8 protein-coding genes are annotated in these 13,011 nt (G+C 36.9%); 5 read left to right on the forward strand and 3 right to left on the reverse strand.

The features are described from left to right. Positions 1-4 precede the first annotated feature (4 nt). Positions 5-1,909, reverse strand: coding sequence for an ATP-binding protein (locus tag CRI9333_RS26265; RefSeq protein ID WP_198013590.1), 1,905 nt, complete (start codon positions 1,907-1,909; stop codon positions 5-7). Positions 1,910-2,078: 169 nt separating this feature from the next. Here CRI9333_RS26265 and CRI9333_RS21190 point away from each other — a divergent pair, with 169 nt between their 5' ends. From CRI9333_RS21190 to CRI9333_RS21200, 3 genes are all read left to right on the forward strand, one after another. Next, the gene (locus CRI9333_RS21190) at positions 2,079-2,354 is read left to right on the forward strand and encodes a hypothetical protein (RefSeq protein ID WP_015205206.1); all 276 of its coding nucleotides are present in this window, start codon (positions 2,079-2,081) and stop codon (positions 2,352-2,354) included. Between the two features lie 107 nt (positions 2,355-2,461). Beyond that, positions 2,462-2,632, forward strand: a complete 171-nt coding sequence (psb34, locus tag CRI9333_RS26965) for a photosystem II assembly protein Psb34 (RefSeq protein WP_015205207.1) — start codon at positions 2,462-2,464, stop codon at positions 2,630-2,632. Between the two features lie 59 nt (positions 2,633-2,691). Next, positions 2,692-2,919 (forward strand): photosystem II protein, Psb35-related, encoded by a 228-nt coding sequence (locus CRI9333_RS21200; protein ID WP_041226887.1) that lies wholly within the window; start codon positions 2,692-2,694, stop codon positions 2,917-2,919. A gap of 80 nt (positions 2,920-2,999) precedes the next feature. Here the strand turns inward: CRI9333_RS21200 and CRI9333_RS21205 are convergent, their stop codons facing one another. Beyond that, a complete protein-coding gene (locus CRI9333_RS21205; protein WP_015205209.1) occupies positions 3,000-3,563 on the reverse strand; it encodes a nucleotidyltransferase family protein in 564 nt (187 codons plus the stop codon). After that, on the reverse strand, positions 3,556-4,803 hold the full coding sequence (locus CRI9333_RS21210; RefSeq protein WP_015205210.1) for a TCR/Tet family MFS transporter: 1,248 nt from the start codon (positions 4,801-4,803) through the stop codon (positions 3,556-3,558). Before CRI9333_RS21210 ends, CRI9333_RS21205 begins: the two co-directional genes overlap by 8 nt. Before the next feature lie 113 nt (positions 4,804-4,916). Here CRI9333_RS21210 and CRI9333_RS21215 point away from each other — a divergent pair, with 113 nt between their 5' ends. Both CRI9333_RS21215 and CRI9333_RS21220 read left to right on the forward strand, forming a co-directional pair. After that, positions 4,917-10,961, forward strand: coding sequence for a hybrid sensor histidine kinase/response regulator (locus CRI9333_RS21215; RefSeq protein ID WP_015205211.1), 6,045 nt, complete (start codon positions 4,917-4,919; stop codon positions 10,959-10,961). A gap of 9 nt (positions 10,962-10,970) precedes the next feature. Then, the gene (locus CRI9333_RS21220; RefSeq protein ID WP_015205212.1) at positions 10,971-12,935 is read left to right on the forward strand and encodes an ATP-binding response regulator; all 1,965 of its coding nucleotides are present in this window, start codon (positions 10,971-10,973) and stop codon (positions 12,933-12,935) included. The last annotated feature ends 76 nt before the right edge of the window (positions 12,936-13,011 follow it).

Below are 13,011 nucleotides of genomic sequence, written 5' to 3' on the forward strand. Positions count from 1 at the left end.
GGGGTTAATTTTTAATTTTACCAACTAGCAATTCAACTATATTATCGGTAATTTCCTTGCTTTGAATTTCTTCGATTGACCACTGCCAGCTTCCTACTTCAAAATTGAATTTGACCAAATTTTCACTATAAAGAGTATTTAAAAATTCATTAATAAAAAAAGGATTTCCTCCCGTTTTCAACTGCACCAAATCCGCAAGAGATTGGGTGACATTAGGAGAACATTTAAGTGTGTCAGCTAACAATTGATTAATATCTGGCAATCTCAACGGTGAAAGAAATACATCATTAACAGCAATTCCAGCGTTTTCAAGTTCATTAACCATTAATCTTAAAGGATGCGTCGCATTTACTTCGTTATCGCGGTACGCACCAATTAATAGTAAATTTTGAGGTTCTCCTGTTGTTATTAACGAGTGAATTAATTTTAATGATGCAGCATCCGCCCATTGTAAATCATCTAAAAACATTACTAACGGATGTTTTGGCTGATTAAAAACTTTAATAAATTTTTGAAAGACTAAATTAAAGCGATTTTCTGCTTCTATTGCTGGTAAAGCTGGAATCTCTGGCTGATTGCCAATTAGATGTTCTAAAACTGGCAAAACTTGAATAATTACCTGTGCATTTGATCCTAATGATGCCATAATTTTTGTTCGCCATTGCTGCAATTTTGTCTCACTTTCGGTTAGTAATTGAAAAATTAGTTCCTCAAAAGCTTGAACTATGGCAAAGTAGGGAATATCGCGCTGATATTGGGCAAATTTACCCGCGATAAAGTAGCTTTGTTTTTGAGTTAATGGTTTATAAATTTCCTGTACTAATGCTGATTTACCTATCCCGCTATATCCTGATATTAAAACAAATCCAATTTGGGTTTGGGTATTTATACTAGGATTTGAGAGGGACAACAAATCATTATTATTTTCCTTGATAATAATTTGCTCTGCTTCAAATTCTGCTATTTTAGCAAATGCTGTTTTTAATATTTCAATTTCCTGCTGTCTGCCATAAATTTTCTCGGTTATTTGAAATCTCTCTGAAATATCATGTTCCCCTAAAGGAAAATAACTGATTTGATTGCTTGAGTTTAGTTGAACTAGACAACGTTCTAAATCTGCATGGATTCCCCAAGCCGTTTGATAACGGTTCTCGGCATTTTTTGCCAATAGCTTCATTACAATAGCGGAAATTATTCTAGGAATTTCTTGATTAATTAGATGAGGTGGAACTACTTCTTTTGCTATATGATAATGAATTAATTCCAAGGGATCTTTTGTGGTAAAAGGTAACTGATTGGTGAGCATTTGATAAAAAGTTGCTCCTAAAGAATAAAAATCGGTGCGATAATCTAAGGAGCGATTCATTCTACCAGTTTGTTCTGGGGATATATAACCTAACGTACCTTCTAACAAATTCCAGCTATTAAAACTTGGCTTTTCTCGTGAAACTTCCGTGCAAATTCCAAAATCAATTAATTTAACGTGATCTGTTTTACGGTTCCAAATAATATTATAAAGATTAATATCTTTATGAATTATATTAAAATTGTGAAGTTGACTTAATGCTTCAGTTAGTTTAATCGCTAATTTCAAAAAAACTTCTAAACTCAAATGTGTAGATGACAAAATTTTTGCTAAAGATTCTCCACCGATATCCTCAAAAACAATTAAGAGGGTATTTTGATATTGTTCTAAGCTATATGCCTTGACTACGCCTTCTAAGTTGAGGCTTTTAGTAATTTTGTATTCAAACTGATAACGGGTAATTTCTTCTACTGTAGGATAGTCTTTTTTTAAAACTTTAATAATAATCGGCAGATGATCTGACTCACGCACGCCTCGGTAAACCCGTGAGTTAGTGCTTTCATGCAGTTTGGTGAGAATTTGGTATCCAGCAATTTCAATCATAAGTAGGCGTGCCGCGCCGGAGCGCATTGTACATTTTATAAATCTTGAGAAAAGTTATTAAACCCTCTCTCCTCTCTCCTCTCTCCACTATGCCAATTTCAGAACTGTCGCGGGAATAGACTCCAGTTAGAGCCAAAAATCAGCAGTTAAGACTTGGCTCAAACAACCTGTGAGAAAACTGGTACAAGATGTTTCTGATCACTCAACCCAAGAGGCGATAAATAAAGCAGGTTTAATTCTTGAGGTAGTGATGAAACGTTTACTAATACTTTGCACTTTCCTGGCTGGCGCACCAACTCTACACAGCCTCTCTATCAATCAAGTAAATTTTAGCAATCTACAGCAACCTGCTGTACAGCAAGAAGCTCAAGCAACTGAACCTGACACTATTCAAGTAGTAAGACTACCAGAACAAGCCGAGTTGCCACAACAACCTGAATATTAAAAATATTAGCCTGTGATTAACATCACACCAAGAGGAGTGTCAAGTCACCTTTACATTGCTTAATAATTTGTTATATTAGTTTACATAAAGCAACAAGGAAACAAGCGATGTATACCACCACTGACGAAAGAGGCATTCTGAACAACTTCGCGGCTGAACCAAAAATCTCTTATGCCGAATATCCATCCCAAGAAGAGCAACGCCGTTATGCTATGCAGGGCGGAGTAGCTACTTTGTTAGTTGGCGTATTGCTGCTGATTGCTTTTAGTGTTAGCTAAATCACTTCTGGTATTAATTTGGATTAATTTGAGTTACAGCAAGGAGAAAGACAATGGCAATGACAATTTTGATTGCTCTGTTAGTTGTGGGATGGGTAGCTGGTGCGATCATCGGCACACAGGCATACTTCCTCGGTGAGCAGTCCAAACCGATTCACGAACGTAACTGGCGCTCTGCTGGATTTGAAAAACTAGCTTATAGCTTCACAGGTACCGAAACAGATTACTTAGAGCGCGTACCTGCATACAGTTTGGATGTTTATGCCAGCAAAAATTTACCTGAATAGTTATTGATAATCCCACGGATAGAAGTTCGTGGGATTATTTTATGTATTTTAATTGTTAATTGTTAATTGAAAAGTTCTGATCAACCTACTTTACGCAAGTTGGAGCATTTTTGTAGAAACGAATCGGCTTTTTTTTCCGCATCTGGGTTGTTAGTATGTGCTGGAGTTGGTCGGATGATACCATCGAAAAGGTCATCCAGCCCGTAGGGTGTAAAAAAGTGCCATTCGCCTTGGGTATTTAATCGAACACCGACAGCAGTTGCAGTATGTAACCAATCTGCAACTCCCTCTTCAGTACTGTTGTATGATCTTCTACCAGAACGCCAACGTGCAAAACTAGCTTGATTTTTGATATCAAACTTGTATTCAGGAAATTGATTTGTTAGGGTGGTTTTTGCTGCTAGTTCTTGAGAGCGATATTCTTGGGGAGTTGCTTTTGCATCGCCTTGATAATTAAAGAAGGCGATATCGAAATCATTGATAATTAACTGACAGTTTTCACCAAAAAGCGATCGCCAAACTGTATTGCGTACCGCACCACCTGCTAACCACCAGTCAGGAAGATTCAGTTGTGCGATCGCAGGTAAGACATCGCCAACAGGGGAGTTAGCGAGAATCGTCTGGAGGCGGGTAGTATTAACCATTGTGAGATATATCTTCTGTCTGTTGATGCGATAAATGTTTTTTAGAAAAAGTGGCGATCGCTAACCATAATGCTACAACAAATAGCAACGCGCCTAATAAAAACGGTACTTCCGGTAATTGTATCGGGGCATTACGAGAGGTAAAGTATCCAAATAAATTAGTAGCTAATAATGGTCCAATAATACTTGAAAGTGCTGTCTCCGAAGCTATAGCGCCTTGAATTGCTCCTTGTTCATGGGCGCTAACTTCAGCAGAAATTACACCTTGTACAGTTGGTTTAATAGTGTAATCAAAACCATTAAGGACAATAATCCAGTACATCATCCATCCCGCAGGCGCAAAAGCATACAACAAATAGCCAATTAAACTAAATATTAATCCGATAACAATTGTGCGTTGAGAGCCAAAGCGAGAAATTAGCGGTCGAATCAAAACACCTTGCACACTTGCAGTTACTAATCCTAATAATGCTAGTGATATTCCCGCTTCCCCAGTTGTCCATTGAAATTTATAAGTTGTAAATAATACCCACGTACTTATATAACATTGCAACGCTACATCAGTAAAAAGCATCACTCCTGCTAAACCAAAGATAAATGAGTTTTTTCTGAGCAATTTTAAAGAACCAACTGGGTTAGCCCTACCCCAAGAAAAAGAACGGCGATTTTCGGTAGAGTGAGACTCAGAAACTACAAAAATTCCATATAGCAAATTTACAAATGTAATAATTGCGGCAATACCAAAAGGGAAACGTAAACCCCAACTACCTAACAAACCTCCTAAAGCTGGACCTAGTACCCAACCTGAAGCAATAGTAGCTCCTACTAACCCAAAATTTTTCGCTCGTTGTTCGGGTGGACTAACATCAGCAATGTAGGCAAAAACAACCGCAGAACTAGCACCTGTTAAACCATTAAGGATTTGAGCCGCAAATATCCAAGGTAAAGTAGGCGCAAACGTTAAGGCTACATAAGTTAATCCTGTACCCAAAAGGGAAAATAGCAATATTGGTCTACGACCAAATTGATCGGATAAAGCGCCTTGAATAGGTGAGAAGACAAATAACATCAAGGCGTAAGCAGTGACGACCGCGCCATAATAGTAGGAAGCGGTAGAGACATCGCCAATAAACTCAGCAATTAGTTTAGGGAGAATGGGAGTACTCAGACCAATTCCCATCACGTCTAAGAATAGCGTGATTAAAACAAATATTAAATTAGGCGATCGCTTTAACTGCATCAGATAAAAATTGCATAAGATGGGAAAGTCGTATACATCATACTTCCTTGTCCTGTTCTCTTTTCAATCACCAATCACCAATTACCAATTACCAATGCCAACCAGAAATATAAATGATTATTAATATTACAGATTACAATCTTCTCACCACTATTTATGAAAACGCGACTTTCTTAATTTATCGGGCTGTCAAAGAATCTGAACCTAAATCAGAACAAGCTTCAGTAATTATTAAAATTCTTAAAGCTGAATATCCTACAGTAGAACAACTTACCCGCTTAAGGCATGAATATAATATCCTGCAATCTTTGGATATAGCAGGAGTTGTTAAACCTATAGCTTTATGTAACTATCAAAACGGTTTGGCGCTGGTGTTGTCAGATTTTGAGGGAGAATCTTTAAGACAAACTATCTCATATTATACCGCAAATTTAAAGAATTTTTTAACAATTGCGATTAATTTAGCTACAACAATTGGTCAGTTACACCAAAACCATATTATTCACAAAGATATTAAACCAAACAATATTTTCATTAATTCTGCCACAGGCGAAATAAAAATTATTGATTTTAGTATTTCATCATCTCTATCTAGAGAGAATTCCAGCATTAGTAACCCTAATTTAATAGAAGGTAATCTTTCTTATATCTCACCAGAACAAACTGGTAAGATGAATCGTTCCATAGATTATCGTACTGACTTTTACTCTTTAGGTGTGACATTTTATGAAATGCTCACTCATCAGTTGCCTTTTCCCACAAATGATGCTTTAGAGTTGGTTCACTCTCATATTGCCAAAATACCAGTAAAACCAGAGGAAATAGCATTAATTCCTCAAGTTTTATCTGATATTGTGATGAAATTATTAGCTAAAACGGCTGAAGATAGATATCAAAGTGCTTTAGGATTGAAAGCTGATTTAGAAATATGTTTAGAGCAATTACAAATAACGGGAGAAATTAAAGAATTTCCTATTGGTAAACTTGATAATAGTAGTCGATTTTCGATTCCCCAAAAACTTTATGATCGGGAAAAAGAAGTCGCTTTATTAATGAACGCTTTTGAGCGTGTTAGCGATGGCGCAACGGAATTGATGTTAGTAAGCGGTTACTCAGGTATCGGGAAATCTTCTTTAGTTAATGAAGTTCATAAACCGATTGTCCGCCAACGTGGTTATTTTATCTCAGGAAAATTTGACCAATTTAAGCGTAATATTCCTTATGATTCTTTAATTCAAGCAATTCATGGATTGATGGAGCAATTGCTCACAGAAAGTGTAGATAAAATAGCGGTTTGGAAAGGCAAACTTTTAGCAGCTTTCGGATCTAATGGTCAAGTAATTATTAATGTTATTCCCGAAGTTGAACGCATTATTGGTTCTCAGCCTCCCGTACCGGAATTAGGAGCAACTGAATCTCAAAACCGATTTAATCGGATGTTTCAACAATTTATTAATGTTTTTGCTCAACCAGAACACCCTTTGGTTTTATTTTTAGATGATTTGCAGTGGGCTGATTTAGCCTCTTTAAAATTAATTGAATTACTATTATGTGAATCTGGGTGTCAATATTTGTTAATTATTGGCGCATATCGGGATAACGAAGTCAACCCAACTCATCCATTGATGTTGACTTTGAAAGAAATTAAATCTGCTGGCGCGGTAGTAAATAATATATTGCTTAAACCTTTAAAAATTGCTCATATTAATCAATTAGTTAGCGATGCGCTTCATAGTGAACAGTTAAAAACTAAATCGTTAGGTGAGTTATTATTTAGCAAAACTAGAGGTAATCCTTTTTTCTTAACTCAACTGCTGGAATCTCTTTATCAAGACAATCTGCTGTCATTTAATTTTAGCAAGGTTTGTTGGGAATGGGATAGCGATCGCCTTAAATCCATCAACATCAGCGATAATGTTGTTGAGTTAATGGTGAGTCAGATTCAAAAGCTACGAGCAAAAACTCAAAATGTTTTAAAACTCGCTGCTTGTATTGGTGACAAATTTACCTTAGACGTTTTAGCTATTGTCAATAAAAAATCACAATTTGAAACCGCAAATGATTTATGGGAAGCACTACAAGCTGGTTTAATTTTACCGCTTTCGGAAGCATATAAAGTTCCTTTATTAGTTGATATTGAAACTGAATACAATTTACCCAGTCAGCCTATAAAAGTTAGTTATAGGTTTCTCCACGACCGAGTACAACAAGCTGCCTATTCTTTAATTGCCGAGGCAGATAAGAAAGCAACTCACTTAAAAATAGGTCAATTGCTCTTACAAAATACCACCAGGCAAGAACAGCAAGAAAATATATTTGATTTAGTAAATCAACTGAATTATGGTGCTGATTTACTTACCTTAGATTCAGAAAAATATCAGTTAGCTGAACTGAATTTAATTGCAGGTCAAAAAGCCAAAGCATCCACAGCCTACGAATCGGCTGTTAAATATTTAAATATTGGTTTGAAATTGTTGCCACTAGATAGTTGGGCATCTCACTACGACCTAACATTAGCACTGCATACCGAAGCCGTAGAGGCAGCATTTCTGAGTGGTGACTTTGAAGAAATGCAGAGATTGGCGGAAATAGTGCAAAACTGCGCCAAAACGGTATTAGACATCGTAAAAGTGTATGAAGTCCAGATTCAAGCTTATATGGGGCAGAACAAGCTCAAAGAAGCACTGAATACAGGGCTGCAAGCCTTAAAGCAGTTGGGGATAGAGTTTCCCGACTCGCCAGACGCATCTGATATTGGGCAGGCGCTGGGGGAAACTGCGGCAATTTTAAAGGGAAGGCGAACTGAGGACTTAATCGATCTTCCTGCAATGACAGATTCTCATCAACTAGCAGCGATCGCAATTCTATCAAGTATATTTTCTCCTTGCTATTCTGGGATGCCCCCACTTGTACCTTTAATAGTTTGCAAACAAGTCGATTTATCCGTTCAATATGGCAATGCTGCTGTATCTCCCTTTGCATACGCCTTATATAGTCTTCTGCTTTGCGGGACTTTAGGAGATATTGAACAAGGTTATGAGTTTGGGCAATTAGCTTTACGTCTAGTGTCAAAGTTAAATGCCAAAGAAATCGAAGCCAAAACGCGCCACTTGGTATATGCTGCTGTTCAACATTGGAAAGAACACGCCAGGAATACCTTAAAACCTTTCCTATCAGTTTTCTCTAGCGGGGTGGAAACCGGAGATTTAGAATATGCTGGCTATGCCATCATGGTGTGGAGTCATTACTCGTTTTTTGTTGGCAAGCAACTAATGCAACTGGAACGAGAAATAGCAACTTATGCAGACGCAGTTCATAAAATCAGCCAAGAAACAGCACTTAATAATACAAAAATCTGTTGGCAAACTGTCTTAAACATGATGGGAAAAAACCATAACCCATGCCAGTTAAAGGGGGAAGTTTACGACGAAGAGAAAAGGCTGCCGCTACATCAACAAACTAACGATCAACTGGCGATTCATTACTTATACTTGCAAAAGCTGGCGCTTTATTATGTGTTTGAAAATTACCCAGAAGCCTTGAAAACTATCCCTCAAGTAGAAAGTTCTTTCGGCGCATCTACAGGGCAGTTAACTGTTGTTATTTTTTATTTCTACGATTCTCTAGTACGGTTAGCTGTGTATTCCCAGGCTTCACAGGAGCAACAGGAGATTCTTCATCGAGTACAAGCTAATCAAGAAAAAATGCAACAATGGGCGCATTATGCCCCTATGAATCATCTACACAAATACTATCTAGTGGAGGCAGAACGGCATCGAGTTTTAGAAGAAAAAATAGCAGCAATGGAAATGTATGACAAAGCTATTGCTCTAGCTAAAGAAAATAAGTATTTCAATGAAGAAGCACTTGCTTACGAATTAGCTGCTAAATTTTATTTGTCGTGGGGTAAACAAACTATTGCTCAAACTTACATGAAGAATGCCTACCATGCCTATATTGGCTGGGGGGCTATGGCTAAAGTTAATTATTTAGAAGAGAAATATCCGCAGTTGATTGTGCGATCGCCTCTGGTAGATCGTTCCGCGCGATCGCTTAGTATAGACCACACAACAACTGCCACCGCTACAAGCAGCACCGATTCTGCGGATTTTCTAGATTTGGCAACAGTAATGAAAGCTTCTCAAAGCATTAACAGTGAAATTGTCCTTGCCAATTTGCTAGACAAGTTAATGAAAACTTTGATAGAAAATGCTGGTGCTGAAACTGGGGCGTTGATTCTCTCAAAATCCGATCAATTATTTATAGAAGCATCGGGTAATAAAGATGAGGTAAAAGTGCTGGAATCAATACCAGTAGCCAAGAGTCAGCAACTACCAATAGCAGTGCTTAATTATGTCACCCGAACTGAGAAAGATGTTATTTTAAACGATGCTAGTAGTGAGGATGTTTTTCAGGCTGATACTTATATTAAAGAACGCCAACCCAAGTCGGTTTTGTGTATGCCAATTGTATATCAAGGCAAACTAACGGCGCTTCTTTACCTAGAAAATAATTTAATTACGGGTGCTTTCACGCCGAAACGGGTAGAAGTATTGCGACTGCTATCATCTCAAGCTGCGATCGCACTTTTAAACGCCCAACTCTATACTAACTTAGAAACAGCCAACCAACAATTAGCAGAATATAGCGATACCCTCAAAGCCAAAGTAGAAGAACGAACCCAGCAATTAAAAGAAAAAAATGATCGTCTGGAAATAGAAATAAAAGAGCGCCTCCGAGCCGAAAAAGCTGCTGATGCAGCCAACCAAGCAAAAAGTGAATTCTTGGCTAACATGAGTCACGAACTCCGCACCCCGCTTAATGGTATTTTGGGTTACACTCAGATATCTAAAAAAGACCGAGATTTAACTAACCCGCAAAAACATCGTATTAATATCATTCATCAATGCGGCGAACACCTGCTCACACTAATTAATGATGTTCTAGATATTTCTAAAATTGAAGCGAGAAAAATGGATCTTTACCCAAAAGTGTTTCATTTTTCCGAATTTATCGAAGGAATTGTGGAAATCTGCCGAATTAAAGCCGATCAAAAAGGAATATTATTAAATTATAAAAAACTTTCCCCACTCCCCAAAATAATTCAAGCTGATGATAAAAGGCTAAGGCAGATTTTACTGAATTTACTTGGTAATGCCATCAAATTTACTGAAAAAGGAGCCGTAACCTTGCAAGTAAATTATCAACATGATCAAGTACAGTTTAAAATCGAAGATACAGGCGTTGGCATGGCAGAAGATGACTTAGAAAAAATATTTTTGCCGTTTCAACAAGTAGGAGAAAATAGCCGTAAAACTGAAGGAACAGGATTAGGATTAGCAATTACTCATCAATTAGTCCTCCTCATGGGAGGCTCTATTAATGTCAAGAGTCGCTTAGGTCAAGGCAGCAGTTTTACCGTCGAATTACATTTACCAGAAGTTGACAAAAAAGCTGATATTGCTACCCTAATAGAGCGTAATATTATTGGTTATAAAGGCGACCCTCGGAAAATTTTGATAGTAGACGATAAATGGACAAATCGCTCGGTTTTGGTTAATATGCTTTCACCCATTGGGTTTGAAGTCATGGAAGCAGCAGATGGTTTGGATGGTTTGGAAAAAGCTAATGATTTTCAGCCAGATGCCATTTTGATGGACTTAGTAATGCCTGTTCTAGATGGTTTTGAAACTACCCGTCAACTGAGAATGATACCAAAATTCAAAGACACAGTAGTAATTGCTATATCCGCTAGCGTTTTAGAACCTGAGCAACGGCAAAGTATTGAGGTTGGTTGCAACGATTTTCTTTCCAAACCTATCCGACAAACGGCTCTTTTAGAGAAATTAGGGGTTTACTTAGGGATAAAATGGATTTATGAAGATTTAATCGAAAATCAACCAGAGATCCCAGAGCCTAATTCTCAATTTCAGTTGAATTATACCAATCTTGAAAATGCTCAATTAATCGTTCCTCCAGCCGAAGAAATAGCCAAATTACTCGATTTGGCTATGCGAGGCGACCTGCGCTCTATTGCTAAAGAAGCTATTAAACTTAAAGAGTTAGATCGGAAATGGGAGCCTTTTGCTACCCATCTATGTCAACTGGCTAAAGAGTTTAAAGGAAAACAACTTAGGGAATTTCTAAAACAATTTTAAGAGGTATAAATGAGGGTTAATTCTACTGACAAAGGTATTATCTTAATTATTGATGATACTCCTACGAATTTAGAAATATTACTGGATTTTTTAGAAAATCATGGCTACAAAGTTGTAGTATCTGAAGATGGTGAAAGTGCTATTGAGATGGCAGAATATGCCCCTCCAGACTTAATTCTGTTAGATATAATCATGCCAGGAATAGATGGGTTTGAAACTTGCCGTCGCTTAAAAGCTAACCAAGTAACTCAAGATATCCCCATAATTTTTATGACCGCCTTAGCGGATAATGTAGATAAGGTTAAAGGATTAAATCTGGGTGCAGTAGATTACATTACTAAACCTCTAGAACATGAAGAAGTTTTAGCGAGAATTAACATTCACCTGCGTTTACAAAATCTCACCAAAAAATTAATTGAGCAAAATGTGCGTTTGGAAGAAGAAATTAAACAACGCCAACAAGCACAACAAAAAATTAGCGAACAAGCAGCTTTGCTAGATATTGCCACTGATGCTATCTTCGTGCAAGATTTGTCAAACAATATTGTGTTTTGGAACAAAGGCGCTGAAAGATTATATGGATGGGAAGCAGAGGAAGCTATTGGAAAAAATGTTTTAGAACTTTTATATAAAGAAATATCACCAGAAATTCAAGAGCCATTAGAAAATCTCACATATACTGGTGAATGGCTGGGAGAATTGAATCAAGTTACAAAGGATGGCAAGAATTTAATTGTAACCAGCCGTTGGACAAAAGTGCTAGATTCTAACGGGCAACTTAAATCAATTCTTGTTGTAAATACGGATATTACAGAAAAGAAACAACTAGAATCGCAATTTCTCCGCGCTCAACGCATGGAAAGTCTTGGTGTACTAGCTGGAGGAATTGCTCACGATTTAAACAACGTACTTACACCTGTTTTAATGGCTGTGCAACTGCTAGAAACCAAACTGCATGATGAGCAAAGTCAACAGTGGTTGCAAATATTAGAAAACAATGTTAATCGTGGGGCAGATTTAATTAAACAAGTATTATCTTTTACTAAAGGAATATCAGGAGAAAGAACAACTCTTCAAGTCAGTCATTTGATTCAAGAAATTAAACAACTTGCTTCTGAAACTTTTCCTAAATCAATTTGCGTTAATACCAATATTAATCGAGATTTAAAAACAGTCTTAGGGGATGCCACGCAACTGCATCAAGTGCTACTTAACTTAGTAGTTAATGCTAGGGATGCCATGCCTCAAGGAGGAATTTTAAAAATTGAGGCTAATAATATTTATATTGACGAACATTACGCACGAATCAATATTGATTCTAAAATAGGAGAATATATATTAATTTCTGTATCCGATACGGGAATAGGAATTGATCGCAATATCTTAGAAAGAATATTTGAACCATTTTTTACCACTAAAGAATTAGGAAAAGGTACAGGCTTAGGTCTGTCAACAGTTGTTGGCATTGTTAAAAGTCATGGTGGTTTTATTAATGTTTATAGCGAAGTAGGTAAGGGAACAGAATTTAGAGTCTATTTACCAAGTAGCGAAATTATCGAAATTCAACAATCTTTAGATTCAACTAATTTATTAAAGAAAGGACGGGGACAACTAATTTTAGTGGCTGAAGATGAAGAACCAATTCGCAATATTACTAAAACTGTATTAGAAATTAATGGTTATAGGGTAATAACAGCAGCAGATGGTGCGGAAGCAATTCTATTATATAGGCAATATCAGTCAGAAATTAAAGTAGTAGTACTAGATATGATGATGCCTTATTTGGATGCTTCAGCAGCTATCAGGCTACTTGAAGAAATTAATCCAGAAGTTAAAATTATTGCTGTTAGTGGTCTAGCTTCTAATGAAACAATAACTGAAATTAATAGTGCTTGTGTAAAAATATTTTTGTCAAAGCCATACACTTCTACAGAAGTATTAAATAAATTACAGATGGTGATAGATTACAAGTAATTACATCAGATTGATTATCTTTAGATTAGAATGTTTTTTTTATCGCAGATGTGAGCAGATGGACGCAGATTACGCA

This window comes from Crinalium epipsammum PCC 9333, from assembly GCF_000317495.1.
GTDB classification, from domain to species: domain Bacteria; phylum Cyanobacteriota; class Cyanobacteriia; order Cyanobacteriales; family PCC-9333; genus Crinalium; species Crinalium epipsammum.